This is a genomic window from Rhizobium sp. CB2179, from assembly GCF_057653455.1.
In genome coordinates this window covers 70,247-86,854 of record NZ_JBYGKR010000004.1, presented here as the reverse complement: position 1 = coordinate 86,854, position 16,608 = coordinate 70,247, and the positions used below count along the sequence as shown (strand labels likewise).

Below are 16,608 nucleotides of genomic sequence, written 5' to 3'. Positions count from 1 at the left end.
GGAGCGCGCCGCGACTTGGTTTCAAACGCAACAGGCCGTCGGCTCATCAACTATTCAAACCGCACTATTGTGCGGTTGATGTCACCGGCCTGAGCAGATCGGTCGGCGCGCAGTCGAACAGATCCTTGAAGCTGCGATTGAAATAGGAAATATCATTGAAGCCGGCCGAATAGGCGACTTCCGCGATCGTCCTTGGGCTTCTTTGATCTTTGATCTGCGCAATCTTTTCACGCACGAGGCGCAACCGCTTGTCACGGATGACCGTGGTGCAGGTCATGCCGATACCTTGAAAATCCTGCTGCAACGTGCGGATGGATACCCCGATCCGTGTCGCCAGCCACTTGGCGCTGAGATCGCTCTCGGTCAGGTGTCGGTCGATCAGTATGTCGACCATTTCCAGCCGCCGCGAAGCGCTGTCGTTGAGAGCGGACATGGCGTCGCCGTTTGAGACGAAGGCCTGTCGCGTCGCATTGAACATCAGGTGCCGCAGATTGGCGGACGCGGCATCCGATGCCGAATTGGACATGATCTTCGCCACCAGCGCACGCAGCATCATTGCCATCGGGTCAAAGGCCTCGAGTTTGCGGGCGATGTCGAAATCGATCGGGCTTTCGGCATACATGATCTGGCGTGGCAAATGCAGCGACAGATGATTGCTGAATTGCCCGCCGAAATGGAATGTCGTGGGCCGGGTCGAGTCGACGAGAATGCAATCACCGACATCCAGGACTGCCTGGAGTCCGACGTGCTCGAGACCACAGGACCCTTCGAGCTGCACGATGAGAAAAAGGTGTTCGTTGGCGTCTCGGCGAATGTCATCCCAATCTCGATGGACGCGATCGAGATCATTGGAAACATGGGCGAACTCCATACCGCAGACATCGATACGCCGGGCTGCCCCCGTTACGGCCTTGCCGCTCTCCATTGCTTTCGGATTGAAGTTGCCGCAGATCGATTGGAGATCACTGGTCCATTGATCATAGGGAACGGTTGCCCATGCGTGTTGCATCAGGGCCTGATTGTTCAAGAGCTCCAACTCTGCCTCCCAACAGTGTCAGTCAACGACATGTCCGTCTCGCGCGACTCTCCCACAAGCGCAAAAAGGCGGCAACACCTGAGACCGGTAAACTGAAAGAGTGTCGAAGATAGATCGCCCTGTCAATATATTTCACATGTTAACTAGAATCCGTCATCCCGACTCTTCTCACCAGCTATGTTTTGCCGCCGCCATTCACTGGGCGGCATACCGGTCCGCGCGCGGAAAAAGCGCGAAAAATAAGCGGCATCCTTCAAGCCCACCTCGTAAGCTATGTCCTCGAGCGATCGGATGGTGAAAAGCAACAGACGTTTGGCCTCGAGCAGGCGGCGCTCGGCGATCATGTCCTTGACGCCCTGGCCGAAAGCCATGTGCCCGGCCTTGGCAAGAAGATGCGGCGTGGTGCCGAGGCTCGAAACGTAGCGCGCAACCGGCCAGTTCTCACGAAAATGCCGGTCGATCAGCCGTCGAAGGTCACCAGCAAGCAGGCGTTGTGGCGATTGTGCCAGCATCGGCGCGTCGGACGCCAGGCGTCCGATCTGGGTCAGCATGGCGGCAACCAATGGTGAAAGTACTCCTCCAGAATTAGTTGCATAGTCCGCCGAAGCCTCTCCCAGAACGCTTCCGCGCCCTGCCCCGTCACCATCACCGGGCGATCCAGCGGCAGCGTCGTCTGACCGGCGATCGACGGCAGCAGACTGTCTGCGATCGACACGACGACCGCGTCTGAAACAAGCGGATCGACGTTGAAGCCGTGGATGACGCCGCTCGGCACAAAGCTGACGGCAGGCGCCAAAAAGTCCAAACGTTGATCTTCTATGAAATAGGATCCGTTGCCGCTGGTCCAGAAAGTGACCTGCATCATCCGATCATGCTTATGGGCTCGAACCTGGCCGGAATGGAGATTTGCGCGCGCCATCACCGTTTCGACATGAAGAAATCCGATCTCCAAAGGGCGATCCGGTTCGCCGTAGACAAAGAAACTTGGGACGATGTCGTTCATGCTGGCCGCCGTAAAAAGTACAAGTGATTTCCCTATTCTGTCCATGGTGGAAAGCGAACGCAAGGACTAGCATTTGTCTCACATCAAGGGAGGACGACATGCGATCAGAAGATTTCCGGGCCGATACCAAGCGGCCCTTCACCGGTGAGGAATATCTGGCATCCCTGCGTGATGGGCGGGAGGTCTACATCAATGGTGAGCGTGTCAAGGACGTGACCGCGCATCCCTCGATGCGCAATTCCGCCCGCTCGCTCGCCAGGCTTTACGATGCGCTGCATGCGGAAAAGACCAAGGAACGGTTGACATCGCCCACCGACACCGGCTCTGGGGGCTACACCCACAAATATTTCCGTGTTGCAAAGTCCTCCGCCGATCTCGTCGCTCAACAGGGTGCGATCGCCGACTGGGCCCGCATGTCCTATGGATGGATGGGCCGAACCGCCGACTACAAAGCAGCATTGATGAATACGCTGGGCGCCAATGCCGACTGGTACGGTCCCTTCAAGGACAACGCACTCGCCTGGCACAAGCGTGCCCAGGAAGCGGCTCTCTTCATGAACCACGCGATCGTCAACCCGCCGATCGACCGCCACAAGCCGGCGGATGCCGTAAAAGACGTATTTGTTCATATCACCAAGGAAACCGACGCCGGCATCTACGTCTCGGGCGCCAAGGTGGTGGCGACGTCCTCCGCTTTGACGCACTACAATTTCCTGGCGCAAAGCTCGGCGACGGTCACGGAAGACCCGTCGCTGTCGGTGATGTTCATCGTCCCGATGAATGCGCCCGGCATCAAGATGTTCTGCCGCGTCTCCTATGAGGAAACGGCAAATCGTGTCGGCACGCCATTCGACTACCCGCTCTCTTCCCGCTTCGATGAGAACGATGCCATCCTGGTTCTGGACAACGTCTTCATCCCCTGGGAGGATGTGCTGGTCCTGCGCGATGCGCCGAAGATCCTGTCCTTCCATCCCGCTTCCGGCTTCATGCACGGCTACTGCTTCCAGGGCTGCACGCGTTTCGCCGTCAAACTCGACTTCCTGGCCGGTCTGCTCGCCAAGGCTTTGCGGGCGACCGGCGGCGATGCCTTCCGCGGCAATCAGGCAGCACTTGGCGAAGTCATCGCGTTGCGCCACATGTTCTGGAGCTTCTCCAACGCCATGGCCTACAATCCGATCCCCTGGGCGAACGGCGCAGTGCTGCCCAATCTGGAGGCGGCTCTCGCCTATCGCACCTTCATGTCGGAAGCCTATCCTCGCGTCATCGAGACGGTCCGCAAGGTCGTCGCCTCGGGATTGATCTATTTGCCTTCCTCGGCCAAGGATTTCGGCAATCCGGAGATCAACCGCTATCTCGGCCAGTATGTGCGCGGCTCCAACGACATGGGCCATATCGAACGCATCAAGATCATGAAGCTGTTGTGGGACGCAACCGGAACCGAGTTCGGCGGACGGCATGCGCTCTACGAGCTGAACTATGCCGGCGCGCCGGAAGAAGTCCGGCTTCAGGTGCTGAAGGGGGCCGAGCGTGGCGGACGGTTGCGCGAAATGGAGGCCTTGGTCGATACCTGCATGAGCGACTACGACGAAAACGGCTGGACCGGTGACACCTGGTTGCCGCCGATCGGCAATGCAGACCAGTTCAAGTCCGCTGCTGAATAGGAGGCGACCATGGAGGAAGCCTTTTCCAAAACCGAGTTCCGCAACGCCATGGCGCGCGTTTGCGCGCCGGTCAACGTCATCACCACCAATGGTCCCGCCGGTCGCGGCGGGTTCACCGCCACGGCCATGTGCAGCGTCACGGATGAGCCGCCGACGCTGCTCGTCTGCATGAATAGCCGATCCGCCCAAACTGCCCTGTTTCTGGAAAACCACCGGTTCTGCGTGAACGTATTAAGTCACGACCACAGAGAGCTAGCCGGGAAATTCGCCGGAGCAACCGCCGATATGGAGGCGCGTTACGCCTCTGCGGATTGGGTCGCAATGCCTTCAGGTACGGATGCTCTCGCGGATGCGATCGTCTCGTTTGATTGCGAGCTGTCCGAGGCAAGACTTGTCGGCAGCCATCACATTTTCATCGGGCGGATCGCCGGCATCCGATCCCGCCCCGATGGCAACGCGTTACTGTATTTTGACCGGAATTACGTTCATGTCCCGACGCAAATTGGCAGCTTCGGAGGTTGAAGGCATTCGCTGTCAGCCGCGTTGCTGCTGGCAGCGGATGGGCTGCGCGCGGGAGCTTTGACTTCAGATGCGTCCGACATTTCAACTGCGACCCCTGCTCTCAGCATAGTGTTCGACCAAGCTAGAGCTGGATCCACGCCGTCTTCAGATTGTGATACTTGTCCATGGCGTGTAGCGACTTGTCGTGGCCGTTGCCCGACTGGCGGATGCCGCCGAGCGGCACGGTGTTGTCGGCGCCGCCATAGGTATTGACGTGGACGACGCCGGCCTTGACCCCTCGCACCATGCGATGGGCGCGAGACAGGTTGCTGGTCCAAACGGCTGAAGCGAGGCCATAAGGCGTGGCATTGGCAATGTTGAGCGCATCCGTCTCGTCATCGAAGGGAATGATGGAGAGGATCGGCCCGAAAACCTCCTCTTTGGCCAGCGTCATCTGCGGCGTCACCTCGAACACGGTTGGCTGCATATAGAAACCGCCGGTGTCTTGAAGAATGCGCCCGCCGCCGGTTCTCAGTCTTGCGCCTTCGGACAACGCCTGATCGGCGAAACCGAGGTCCTTCTCGAGCTGTATCTCGCTGGAGATGGCGCCGGATTCCGTCGAGAGCAACAGCGGATCACCAACCTTTATCCTCGCGGCAATAGCTGAAATCCGTTCTGCGAAGGCTTCGTGGATCGACCGCTCGACCAGGAGTCTCGACCCGGCAACGCAGACCTGTCCCGAGTTTCTGAAGATGCCGAATGCCGAGACCTTGGCGGCCTGTTCGAGGTCCGGCGCATCGGCGAAGACGATGTTGGGCGATTTGCCGCCCAGTTCGAGATAGACCCGCTTCAGGTTGGAGCGCGCCGAATATTCGAGCAGCCGGCGGCCGACGCCGCCGGAGCCGGTGAAGACGAGAACATCGATATCGCCATGCAGGCCGATCGCCTCGCCGGCGACCGTGCCGCGGCCGGTGACAACATTGAGCACTCCCTCCGGCAAGCCGGCTTCAGCACACAGCGCCGCCAGTTTCAGAAGGCTGAGCGATGCGCCTTCGGCGGGCTTCAGCACCACCGAGTTGCCGGCTGCCAGCGCCGGCGCGATCTTCCAGGCGCCGATCATCATTGGGAAATTCCACGGCACGATAGCGGCGACGACGCCGACGGGCTCGCGGTGAATGAGGCCGAGAACGCTTTCGGAGGTGGGTGCAATTTCGCCGTAGACCTTGTCGAGGGCTTCGGCGTAATAGCGGAAGGTGGCGGCGGCGCTGCCTGGCTCGGCTTTCACGGCCATGCTGATTTCCGTACCGTTGTCGCGCACGCCGAGAACCGCCAATTCCAGCGTATCACGCTCGATCAGTTCGGCGATCCGGAACAGGATTTTCTTGCGCTCGCCGGGCGCTGCCTTCGACCACGCGCCGTTCTCGAAAGCGGTGCGCGCAGCCCTAACGGCGAGATCGACATCCGCCGCCCCGGCATCGCCGATAGTCGTCAATTTCGATCCGTCGATCGGCGAGATGACATCCATTGTCGCGCCGCTTAAAGGTGTACGCCACTCGCCGCCAATGAACAGCGATTGCGGCGAGACGACGCTCGAGCGGAGTTGGTCGATCTTGTCCTGCATCTCAATCTCCTTACGAAAGAGATGGCGGACCGGCGTCCGCCATCATGATCCAGATATGTCAGGCTTCCTGTCCGGCGCCGAGCCGGGCAAAACCGGCAGCATCTTCCGACTTCAAACGGGCAGCTGCCATCAAGCCGACAATGGCGGCAATCACCACCAGACCCGGCAGAAGCACCGCGAGCACACCGCTTGCGCCGGCGATCGCGCCGAAATTCACCGTGATATAGTAGACTAGACCCAGCAGGATGATGCCGGTGATCACCGGCAAGATCTTGGTCACCACAACCTTGCCCTCGAGGCCGGGATTGCGGCTGAAGAAGGCGACGATGGCGAATGCGGTGAAGGCCATCAGCAGAATGATGGCAAGCGTGCCGACATTGGTGAGCCACGAAAAGAGGGCAAGCACGGGATCCTGCCCCGTAAAGGCGAAGAGCGCGATGACGAGAGCGGCAACAATCGTCTGGATCACCGAACCGACATGCGGGCTCTGGAAGACAGGGTGGGTGACCCCAACAGACTTCGGCAGCAGACCTTCGCGGCCGGCGACATACATGTAGCGGGCGACGCCATTGTGGAAGGCGAGCACGCCGGCAAACAGGCTGGTGATGAAGAGTACGTTCATGACCGGGACGATCCAGTGACCGACATAGCGTTCGGCAAGGCCGAAGAGGAAGGTCGTAGGATCGGCGAGGCCCTGCAGTTCGGGAACGAGCTTATCGGCGCCGGCGCCGTTGACCATCAGCCACGAGGTCAGCATGTAGAAGAGGCCGATAATAAGGACAGAGATATAGGTCGCGCGCGGCACGGTCTTGTGCGGCTCGCGGGCTTCCTCGCTGTATATCGTGGTTGCTTCGAAGCCGATGAACGCTGCAAAGCAGAAGAGAATGCCTATTGCCGGCGTTCCGCTCATCAAGGCGGCGGGCGTGAAGGGTACGGCTGAGATGCCGCTGTCACCGCCCTTGAGCAAGATAGCGGCGTCGATGACCAGCACGACGACATATTCAAGAATGACGAGGACCGTCAATATCTTAGCCGACAGATCAACGCGCCGATAGCCGAAGACCGCGACGACGGCGATGCCGATATAGGTCCAGACCCACCATGGCAATTCAAGGCCGATGCCCGCGAAGAACCCTGCGGTTGCCGCACCGAAGAGACCGAAAACGCCAATCTGCATGGCATTGTAGGCAAGGATGGCAATGAGGGCGGCTGCACCGCCCATCATGCCGCCGAGACCCTGGGCGGTATAGGCATAAAAGGCACCGGCATTGCGGATGTGGCGCGCCATGGCGACGTAGCCGACCGCAAACAGTACGAGGATCGCCGTGACCAGCAGAAAGGTCAGCGGGATGCCCGGCCCATTGCCGAGCATCATCGACAGAGGCACGCCGCCAGCGACCGCCGTCAGCGGCGCTGCGGCCGAAACCACCAGAAATGTCACGGCGCCGACGCCGAGACTGTTCTTGCGCAGCTGGTTTTCACCTGCGCCTGTTGAGAATTGATTGTCCATTTTGCTCAAGTTCCCCTTGTTGCAACTATCCGATTGGGCTCCGGGAAAACGCGTCCTCCCAAATCGCCGTCATTTCGAACCGGACTAATCTGCCGCGTTTTTTCTTTTGCTCTTGGCCGCGCGCAGGTCAGCGCATATGGTTCATATATTGAACCATTGCTTCAAATATAGACTTGCAAATAACGGCTACACCTGTCAAGTTATTTCGCATGTTAAGTAGTTTGGCCGGCATGGAGGACCGGACATCGACGATGATGACCCAGACAGGTGCCCGTAACACCAACCGGTATCGAACGGCGACCGGACAAAAAGAGGAGACCGCATGAGCACCGTCGGAAAAGCACTGTCCTTGCTGGACAGCCTGTCGCAACTCAACCACGAAGCGGGATTGACGGATATCGCCCGTCTCTGCGACCTCGACAAGGCGACGGCCCGCCGCCTGCTTGTCGAATTGGAAAAGCATGGCTTCGTTGAGCAGGATCCGGAGACGCGCAGATACCGGATCGGTTCAGCGCCGGTTCGCCTGGCGCGGATTCGCGAGGCGCGTTATCCGTTCCTGCGGGTCGCCATCCCCTTCGTAAGGGAGCTCGCTGAAAAGTCTGAGGAAACTGTTCATCTCGCCGAATTCAGCGGCAGCACACTTTCAACGATCCACGTCGAGGACTCACCGCGCGCGCACCGGGTCATCGTCGAGATCGGCACGCGCCTGTCTTTCCACGCTACGGCGTCGGGCCTCGCCTATCTGGCTTTCTCAGATAAGAAATACATCGAGTCGGCCCTGTCGCAGCCACTGGACGCTTTTACCGAGCACACCGTGACCGATCCGGCCGCCGTCCGCAAAATGATAGACGAAACGGTCGCGCGCGGATTTTCGATCAGCAGCCAGGGTCTCGAGGTCGGCGTCGTCAGCACCGGAGCTCCCATTCTTTCGCCGGCCGGTCAACCGATCGGCTCCATCACCATCGCGGCGCCGCTGGCGCGCGCGCGCGCCGCCACACTGGCAAACTTCGGCGCAGCCGTCGTCGACACAGCCAAACGCATCTCAGAAAAATACTACGGGCCGGAGCGGCCTTCGGGAACAAAAATGCAAACAAAGAGGACCGGTTGAATGAGCCCAGCAGAGCCGTCGCCAGAACAATCACGTCCACTCAGCATCCTTCTGATTGGAACCGGCGACACCAAATCCGACGAGCTTCAGTTCATGGCGGGCATCATCCGCGATGCTGGCGCAAAACCGATTTTGGTCGACGTCAGTATCCTGTCAGATCCGCCTTACACGCCTGATTACTCCCGGCACGACATCGCCAAATCGGCGGGAACATCGATCGAAGCGATCATCGGCAGCGGCGACGAAAATTCAGCCATGAGGCTGATGTCAACCGGCGCCGCGGCTCTCGTCGGAACGTTGCACGCGACCGGAAAGGCGGATGGCATCATTGTTCTCGGCGGCTCGATGGGCACGGACCTGGCGCTTGACGTGGCGGCTGCCCTGCCGCTCGGCGTTCCCAAATTCGTGGTCTCGACAATTGCCTATTCGCATCTCGTGCCGCCGGAGCGCATCGCCCCGGACTTGATGATGATACTGTGGGCCGGCGGACTTTACGGATTGAACGATATCTGCCGCGCCGTGCTTTCCCAGGCCTGCGGTGCCGTCGTCGGAGCCGCCCGTTCCTGCGTGAAGCCCAAGGCGGAGCGGCCGTTGATCGGAATGACCTCACTCGGTTCCACCTGCCTCAAATACATGAAACACCTGAAGCCGGAACTCGAAAAACGCGGCTATGAGGTCGCAGTATTCCACTCGACCGGCATGGGCGGACGGGCCTTCGAGGCGATTGCCGCGCAGAAAGGCTTTGCCGCGGTGTTCGACTTCTGCATGCAGGAAGTCGTCAACCACCAGAATGGCACCGTGGTCACCTCTGGTCCGGACCGCATGGAAAATGCGGGCCGCGCAGGCATACCGCAGATCGTTGCACCCGGCGCCGTCGATATGGTTGACCTGCCCGCGTGGCAGCCGCTGCCGGCGGCACTTGCCGACCGACCTTATCACGCACACAACCGGCTGATCGGCTCCGTCACCACCTCGCCGGAAGGACGCCGGGCGACGGCTGCGCTGATCGGAGAAAAACTTGGCGGCGCACAGGCGCCGGTTGCCCTGATCCTGCCGCTCGAAGGCATACAGGAATGGGACCAGCCAGGCGAACCATTGCATGATCCGGTAGGCCTTTCAGCCTTTATCGACGCGATGCGCCTAGCCCTCCCCCAATCCGTCGACTTGCATGAGGTCGATGGCCACATCAACTCCCCCCAATTCTCCACAAAGGCCCTTGCCGTATTCGATGCGTGGGTTGCACAGGGCATCATCCCGGAAGGCAGGCCATGACAGGCGATCGCGCACTCATCCTCGATTTCGGCGGCGTCGTCACCCGCACGCTGTTCGAAACGCACGACGTCACCGAGCGGGCGCTTGGCCTTGCCGCCGGCACACTCACCTGGCGCGGTCCGTTCGATACAACGACTGATCCACTCTGGGTATCGATGCATAACCGTGAGATCACCGAACGCGACTACTGGATGACACGGACCGCGGAAGTCGGCCGGCTGGTCGGTGAGGATTGGACCGACATGAAGACCTTCGTCCAGCGGGCGCGCGGCGCCGATGCCGATCTCGTGCTGCGTCCGGAGGCGGCAGACGCCATCACCCGCGCCAAGGCCGCCGGCCTGCGGCTCGCCATCCTTTCGAATGAACTCGATCTTTTCTACGGTGTCGAATTTCGCAAGCGTTTCCCGCTGATCGATCTCTTCGACGTCATCGTCGATGCCACCTACACCAAGATCCTGAAACCGGATCCGCGCGCCTATGAACAGGTGATCGCCGAGGTCGGGCTTCCGCGCGAAGCCTGCGTCTTCGTCGACGATCAGTTGAAGAACATCGAGGGCGCCGACGTCGTCAAGCTTCCCAACGTCCATTTCGACGTTACCCGGCCCGCGGACGGCTATGCCCGCGCCCTTTCCATGCTTGGACTTTGAACGAAGAGGACTGCGATATGCGCGAAACCAATTTTCTGACCGAAAACAACGCCCGTCATGTCTGGCACCCGATGGCGCACCCGGCCGACATGTTGGCCAATCCGCCGCGCATCATCAGGGCGGCTTCCGGTGTTGAAATCACTGATATCGACGGCAAGACGGTGCTCGATGGCGTCGGGGGGCTCTGGAACGTCAACCTCGGCTATTCCTGCGATCCGATCAAACAGGCCATCCGTGACCAGCTCGAGGAACTCCCTTATTATTCCGCCTTTCGCGGCACCACCAATCCGCCGCTGATCGAACTGTCTTACGAACTGGCTGAGTGGTTCAAGCAAGACGGCCTCAGCCGATCCTTCTTCACCTCGGGCGGCTCGGATTCCGTGGAGACCTGCCTGCGGCTTGCCCGCCAGTACCACAAGGTCAATGGCCAGGCGGAGCGCACCAAATTCGTGGCGCTGAAGAAAGGCTATCATGGGACCCATTTCGGCGGCGCGTCCGTCAACGGTAATGCCAACAACCGTCGCAACTACGAGCCGCTGCTCCCGGGCGTTTCGCACCTGGCGGCTCCCTATGGCTACCGCAATCCTTTCGGCACCGACGATCCGGCGGAAATCGCCGCGGCCATCGGTCGTCAGTTCGAAGACGAGATCGCCTTCCAGGGCGCCGACACCATCGCCGCCTTCATCATGGAGCCAGTTCTGGGTGCCGGCGGCATCATGGTGCCGCACGAAACCTTCATGCCGCTGATGCGTGCCATCTGCGACAAGAATGGCATTCTTCTGATCGCCGACGAGGTCATCACGGCCTTTGGCCGCACCGGCGCCTGGACGGGATCACGCCTTTGGGGCACCAAGCCCGACCTGATGTCGACCGCCAAGGCGATTACCAACGGCTATTATCCCTTCGGTGCCGCAATGATTTCCGACAAGATCGCGGAAGCCTTCGAGGCCAACAAGAACACCGTCGGCACCATCGGCCATGGCTACACCTATTCCGGCCACCCTGTGGGTGCAGCGGCGGCGCTGGCGACGCTCAAAGAAACCAAGCGCCTCAACGTGGCCGCCAATGCAGGCGCGCGCGGCAACGAACTGCTGACCGGTCTGAACAGACTGAAGGAAAAACACGAACTGATCGGCGACGTGCGCGGCAAAGGGCTGATGTGCGCGCTGGAACTGGTGACGGACCGCGCGGCAAAGACCGGCGCGCCGAAGGATGTGGTCCAGCGCCTGCAAGACGCGGCCTACGACGCCGGCGTGATGGTGCGTACCTCCGGCTCCAACGTCATCATCTCGCCACCGCTTATCATCACCACGGCCGATGTAGATCGGATCCTCGCCGCACTCGAGGCAGGCCTGACAGCTGCCGCGGGAGGCAAATGACATGGTGGAAAACGCAGCACTTCTCGCCCGCCGCGAGCGGCTTCTTGGCCGAAACATGTCCACCTTTTATGACGAACCGGTGCAACTGGTGCGTGGAGAAGGTGTCTGGCTGTGGGATGCCGACGGCCGGAAATATCTCGATTGCTACAACAATGTGCCGCACGTCGGCCACTGCCACCCACGCGTGGTCGACGCGATCACCCGGCAAGCGTCGACGCTGAACACCCACACGCGCTATCTGCATGAAGGCATCCTCGACTATGTCGAGCGGCTGACGGCAACATTCGACAAGAGCCTCGATACGGCGATCATGACCTGTACCGGCAGTGAAGCCAACGACATCGCGTTGCGTATGGCGCAGGCGGTTACGGGAAAGACCGGTGTTATCGCGACCAACCACACCTACCACGGCAATACCGCGGCCGTGTCGCAGCTCTCTACCCGCATGCCCCCGGTCGGCGGTTTCGGCGGCCATGTCCGCCACGTGCCGGCGCCCGACAGCTATCGGCCGATGGGTGGTATGCCCGGCGAAGCCTTTGCGGAGGCTTTCGCCGCTGAAGTGGAAAAAGCGATCGCCTCGCTGCAGAGTAGCCCGCACGGCTTTTCGGCGCTCATCATCTGCCCGTTCTTTGCCAATGAGGGATTTCCCGACCTGTCGCCGGGCTTTCTCGACAAGGCAATCACCGCCGTGCGCAAGGCGGGAGGGCTTGTCATATCCGACGAGGTGCAGCCGGGTTTCGGGCGCACTGGCGGCCATATGTGGGGCCACCAGCGCGCAGGCTTCGTGCCCGACGTGGTGACGCTCGGCAAGCCGATGGCCAACGGCCATCCGGTCGGCGGCGTCGTCGCCAATGCCGACACGCTGAACGCCTTCCGCAAGGCCTTTCGCTATTTCAATACCTTTGGCGGCAATCCGGTTTCCTGTGCTGCGGCCCTGGCGGTTCTCGACGTGATCGAAGATGAAGGACTGATGGAAAACGCCCGTGCCGTCGGCGCCTATGCGCAAGACGGCCTCAAACGCCTGTCCGAAAAACATGACGTCATCGGCAACGTGCGTGGCAGCGGCCTGTTCTTCGGGGCGGAGCTGGTTCTCGACCGTGAGAAAAAGACCCCGGCGCCGGACATCGCCACGAAGGTCATCAATGACATGCGGGCGCGCGGCGTCCTAATGGGCAAGATCGGGGTGCATCAATGCGCGACCAAGATCCGACCACCCATGCCATTTTCGAAGGAGAATGCCGATTTGATGCTTTCCACGCTCGACGACGTTTTGTCCGGATTTTGACGGTGGCCATGTCGGAACATGAATCCATCCCTTTCATGGAGGCGCTGAGTGCGCGCGCATGCCAAGCCCTTGGCAGCTGGGAGCTGGGCGCCCAGACACCCCAGCTCCTGAAATACCGGGAGAATGCGGTGTTCCGGGTGACGCTCAGGAACGGCGAGCCTGCAGCCCTGCGGCTGCACCGGCCAGGCTATCGCAACGAAATTGCTTTGGTTTCGGAACTCTGCTGGATGGCAGCCTTGCGCGAAGCGGGCCTGCGTGTTCCGGCACCAGTTTCCACGCCGGATGGACGCCAAATCGTTGCGCTTGCCGCAAATCCTGAGTTCGGTGACCAATACGCCGACATCGTCAGCTGGATGACCGGCAGCCCACTCGGCCAATCGGGCGTCCTTCTCGTGCATTCCAGTGAGCGCCTCGTCGTGATTTTCCGCTTGCTGGGCGAAGCCATCGCCCGGCTGCACACCGCCGCCGATGCCTGGAGACCACCGGCCGACTTCCACCGCCCGGCATGGGACGGCAATGGTTTGCTTGGCAGGCAGCCGCTTTGGGGGCGATTCTGGGATTGTGCGGGACTGTCGCCGAATCAGGCGATGCAATTATCGGATCTCAGGCTTTTGCTGCGGGAGAAAACCGATGCACTCCGCCATCTCGACTATGGTCTCATCCATGCCGATCTCGTTCGGGAAAACGTGCTCATAGACGGCGATCATGTCGAATTGATCGACTTTGACGATGCCGGCTACGGCTGGCGAATGTTCGACATCGCCACAGCCTTGTTCAAGAATCGCGACGAGCCGCACTACGAACGCATCAAAGCAGCGTTGATCGCGGGATACCGCGGCGTGCGGTCGCTGCCGGACAGCGCCATTGAAACCCTGCCACTCTTCATGGTTCTGCGCAGCATCACGTATATCGGCTGGATCGGTCAGCGAATTGACGCGCCGGATGCGGCAGAGCGGCTTCAGCGTTATGTAGCAGACGCTCTGGCGCTGGCAGATGGCCTCGGCGCCAGCAGATAGGAGCGGAGGCCGTGCTATTTGTTCAGCGTCGCCAGTTCGTCGAGCATGTCGAGCAAGGTATCGATGCGCTCGCGGCCGAACCGCTGCTCAAGCGCGGTATAAATCATCCGGCTGTCGGGACTGACCTCGTTGATGATCTTCAGCCCTGCGGCGGTGATCTGCAACAATATCCGGCGGCCGTCTTCAGCATCCTTGCTCTTGGTGATGAAGCCGCGCTCCTCGAGAGAGCGAATGATCCGCGTCAGGCTGGGAGCAAGGATAAAGGCCCGTTCGGACATCTCCGATGCATCCAGTGTTCCGGCTTCCGCCAGAATGCGAATGACGCGCCATTGCTGTTCCGTCACATCATGCAGCGCCAGCATGGGCCGGAAGTGCCCCATCACCGCTTCACGCGCCCGAAGCAACGCAATCGGCAGCGAGCGGCGCGTATCGCGGGGCAGCAAGGCATCCTGCATTATGCCGTTATCGTCAGGGGATTGTTTGGTCATAAGGGTTCTATGGATCAATTTCTTGAACCGCGCAACGTGGCCGGCAGACACGATGCCCTTGACAGAGCCGACAAAATATTTAACATGTTAAATATACTGAGGTCGTGGCGCGGGGAGGAACGATGCCGCATTTCACCATGGATTATTCGGCTAATCTCGACGGAAAAGTGGACTTCGACGCGCTGTGCCGTGTGATCCACGCCGAGATTCTCGGCACGGGTCTGTTCGAGACCGGTGCCGTGCGGGTGCGCGCCATCCGGTGCGAAGCCTATGCGATTGCCGATCTGCTCGATGAAAACGCCTTCATCGATATGTCCTTTCGTATCGGCGAAGGTCGTAGCCAGGAGGACAAGCGGAGGACCGGCGAAGCGATCTTCACCGCCGTCACGGAACATCTCCGCAAGCTGTTCGAGACGCCGCACTTCGCCCTCACCCTCGAAATCCGCGAAATCGACCCGGCGCTGAGCTGGAAGAAAAACGCCATCCACCCGCGCCTGCGCAAGACAAACGGTTAGCGCCGCAGTGATTGACCACAAGCAGGACACATCGGAGAAAAGCATGTCGACACTGGAAGAAAACATCGCAAAGGCCGAAGCCTATTTGGCTCGCTTTCGCAAAGACGGCGTCCTGAACCATATCGCTGGCGAAGCAATTCCTGCAGCCGATGGCACCACGTTCGACATCATCTCTCCGGTCGATTTGAAGGTCTTGGCAAAGGTGGCACACGGCAAGGCTGAGGATGTGGACCGGGCGGCACAAGCCGCAAAAGCTGCCTTTCCTGCCTGGGCCGCGATGTCGGGCGACGCGCGCAAGAAACTTCTTCATAAGATTGCCGACGCGATCGTAGCGCGTTCCGAAGAGATCGCGTTCGTCGAATGCATGGATACCGGTCAATCGCTGAAATTCATGGCGAAGGCAGCCCTTCGCGGAGCCGAGAACTTCCGGTTCTTCGCTGACCGCGCCGTGGAAGCCCGTGACGGCAAAACGTTGCGTGCGGATGGTCAAGTCAACTTTACCAGCCGTGCACCGATCGGGCCAGTCGGCGTCATTACGCCATGGAATACACCCTTCATGCTGTCGACCTGGAAGATAGCACCGGCGCTCGCTGCCGGCTGCACCATCGTCCACAAGCCGGCGGAGTTTTCACCGCTGACGGCACGGCTGCTGGTCGAGATCGCCGAAGAGGCGGGCTTGCCAAAGGGCGTCTGGAACCTCGTCAACGGCCTCGGCGAGGACGCCGGCAAGGCGCTGACCGAGCATCCCGCCATCAGAGCGATTGGCTTCGTCGGCGAAAGCCGCACCGGCTCGATGATCATGAAACAAGGCGCCGACACGCTGAAGCGGGTACATTTCGAACTCGGCGGCAAGAATCCCGTCATCGTTTTTGCCGATGCCGATCTTGAACGCGCCGCCGATGCTGCCGTCTTCATGATCTATTCGCTGAATGGCGAGCGCTGCACCTCGTCTTCCCGCTTGCTGGTGGAGGAAAACATCTACGACCGCTTCACGGCGATGGTCGCCGAGAAGGCCAAGCGCATCAAGGTCGGCCACCCCCTTGACCCAGAAACTGTGGTCGGTCCGCTGATCCACCCCGTGCACGAAAAGAAGGTACTGGAGTATATCCAGATCGGCAAAGCCGGCGGCGCGACGGTTGCCGCCGGCGGCACGAAATTCGAGGGACCGGGTGGCGGATGTTACGTATCCCCCACCCTCTTCACCGGCGCCAACAACCAAATGCGTATCGCGCAGGAAGAAATCTTCGGACCGGTTCTGACCGCGATCCCCTTCAAGGACGAGGACGATGCGCTGGCCTTAGCTAACGACGTGCAATACGGCCTCACCGGCTACCTCTGGACTTCGGACGTCACCCGCGCCTTCCGCTTCACCGATGCCCTGGAAGCCGGAATGATCTGGGTGAACTCGGAAAACGTCCGCCACCTGCCGACCCCTTTCGGCGGCGTCAAGAATTCCGGCATCGGCCGTGACGGCGGCGATTGGTCCTTCGATTTCTACATGGAGACCAAGAACGTAGCTTTCGCCACCAAGGCGCATGCGATCCAGAAACTCGGCGGCTGAGTGCA

At 60.4% G+C, this 16,608-nt stretch carries 14 protein-coding genes and 1 pseudogene; 10 read left to right on the top strand and 5 right to left on the bottom strand.

Annotation, left to right across the window (positions count from 1 at the left end):
• Positions 1 to 64: 64 nt before the first annotated feature.
• On the bottom strand, positions 65 to 1,009 hold the full coding sequence (locus AC244Q_RS32050) for a helix-turn-helix domain-containing protein (protein ID WP_409565786.1): 945 nt from the start codon (positions 1,007 to 1,009) through the stop codon (positions 65 to 67).
• A 170-nt stretch (positions 1,010 to 1,179) separates the two neighbouring features.
• Positions 1,180 to 2,084, bottom strand: a pseudogene (locus AC244Q_RS32045) (helix-turn-helix domain-containing protein).
• 53 nt (positions 2,085 to 2,137) lie between these two features.
• Between AC244Q_RS32045 and AC244Q_RS32040 the strand changes: the two are divergent.
• Together AC244Q_RS32040 and AC244Q_RS32035 are read left to right on the top strand one after the other, a co-directional pair.
• Positions 2,138 to 3,700: a 4-hydroxyphenylacetate 3-hydroxylase N-terminal domain-containing protein gene (locus tag AC244Q_RS32040; protein ID WP_128406066.1), complete on the top strand. Its 1,563-nt coding sequence runs from the start codon at positions 2,138 to 2,140 to the stop codon at positions 3,698 to 3,700.
• A 9-nt stretch (positions 3,701 to 3,709) separates the two neighbouring features.
• Positions 3,710 to 4,222 carry a flavin reductase gene (locus AC244Q_RS32035; protein ID WP_003550320.1) on the top strand — a complete coding sequence of 171 codons (513 nt, stop codon included), beginning with the start codon at positions 3,710 to 3,712 and terminating at the stop codon, positions 4,220 to 4,222.
• Positions 4,223 to 4,343: 121 nt separating this feature from the next.
• Here the strand turns inward: AC244Q_RS32035 and AC244Q_RS32030 are convergent, their stop codons facing one another.
• Positions 4,344 to 5,822 carry an aldehyde dehydrogenase gene (locus tag AC244Q_RS32030; RefSeq protein WP_128406067.1) on the bottom strand — a complete coding sequence of 493 codons (1,479 nt, stop codon included), beginning with the start codon at positions 5,820 to 5,822 and terminating at the stop codon, positions 4,344 to 4,346.
• A gap of 58 nt (positions 5,823 to 5,880) precedes the next feature.
• Positions 5,881 to 7,332: an APC family permease gene (locus AC244Q_RS32025; protein WP_128406068.1), complete on the bottom strand. Its 1,452-nt coding sequence runs from the start codon at positions 7,330 to 7,332 to the stop codon at positions 5,881 to 5,883.
• Between the two features lie 322 nt (positions 7,333 to 7,654).
• On the opposite strand from AC244Q_RS32025, the gene AC244Q_RS32020 reads away from it, so the two are divergent.
• The 6 genes from AC244Q_RS32020 to AC244Q_RS31995 are packed head-to-tail and all read left to right on the top strand — an operon-like array spanning position 7,655 to position 14,039.
• On the top strand, positions 7,655 to 8,440 hold the full coding sequence (locus tag AC244Q_RS32020; protein ID WP_128406069.1) for an IclR family transcriptional regulator: 786 nt from the start codon (positions 7,655 to 7,657) through the stop codon (positions 8,438 to 8,440).
• On the top strand, positions 8,441 to 9,712 hold the full coding sequence (locus AC244Q_RS32015) for a Tm-1-like ATP-binding domain-containing protein (RefSeq protein ID WP_113546800.1): 1,272 nt from the start codon (positions 8,441 to 8,443) through the stop codon (positions 9,710 to 9,712). It abuts the gene before it with no gap.
• The gene (locus AC244Q_RS32010) at positions 9,709 to 10,359 is read left to right on the top strand and encodes an HAD family hydrolase (RefSeq protein ID WP_128406070.1); all 651 of its coding nucleotides are present in this window, start codon (positions 9,709 to 9,711) and stop codon (positions 10,357 to 10,359) included. Before AC244Q_RS32015 ends, AC244Q_RS32010 begins: the two co-directional genes overlap by 4 nt.
• Positions 10,360 to 10,376: 17 nt before the next feature.
• The gene (locus AC244Q_RS32005; RefSeq protein WP_128406071.1) at positions 10,377 to 11,738 is read left to right on the top strand and encodes an aspartate aminotransferase family protein; all 1,362 of its coding nucleotides are present in this window, start codon (positions 10,377 to 10,379) and stop codon (positions 11,736 to 11,738) included.
• 1 nt (position 11,739) lies between these two features.
• Positions 11,740 to 13,023 (top strand): aspartate aminotransferase family protein, encoded by a 1,284-nt coding sequence (locus tag AC244Q_RS32000; protein WP_128406072.1) that lies wholly within the window; start codon positions 11,740 to 11,742, stop codon positions 13,021 to 13,023.
• 8 nt (positions 13,024 to 13,031) lie between these two features.
• Complete coding sequence (locus tag AC244Q_RS31995) at positions 13,032 to 14,039, top strand: phosphotransferase enzyme family protein (RefSeq protein ID WP_128406089.1); 1,008 nt, start codon at positions 13,032 to 13,034, stop codon at positions 14,037 to 14,039.
• 14 nt (positions 14,040 to 14,053) lie between these two features.
• On the opposite strand, the gene hpaR is transcribed toward AC244Q_RS31995, so the two are convergent.
• Complete coding sequence (gene hpaR / locus AC244Q_RS31990) at positions 14,054 to 14,527, bottom strand: homoprotocatechuate degradation operon regulator HpaR (RefSeq protein ID WP_051040888.1); 474 nt, start codon at positions 14,525 to 14,527, stop codon at positions 14,054 to 14,056.
• A 122-nt stretch (positions 14,528 to 14,649) separates the two neighbouring features.
• Between hpaR and AC244Q_RS31985 the strand changes: the two genes are divergently transcribed.
• Both AC244Q_RS31985 and hpaE read left to right on the top strand, forming a co-directional pair.
• Positions 14,650 to 15,042, top strand: a complete 393-nt coding sequence (locus AC244Q_RS31985) for a 5-carboxymethyl-2-hydroxymuconate Delta-isomerase (protein WP_128406073.1) — start codon at positions 14,650 to 14,652, stop codon at positions 15,040 to 15,042.
• A 43-nt stretch (positions 15,043 to 15,085) separates the two neighbouring features.
• Entirely contained in the window at positions 15,086 to 16,603 is a 1,518-nt protein-coding gene (gene hpaE / locus AC244Q_RS31980; protein ID WP_128406074.1) for a 5-carboxymethyl-2-hydroxymuconate semialdehyde dehydrogenase, read from the top strand.
• Positions 16,604 to 16,608 lie beyond the last annotated feature (5 nt).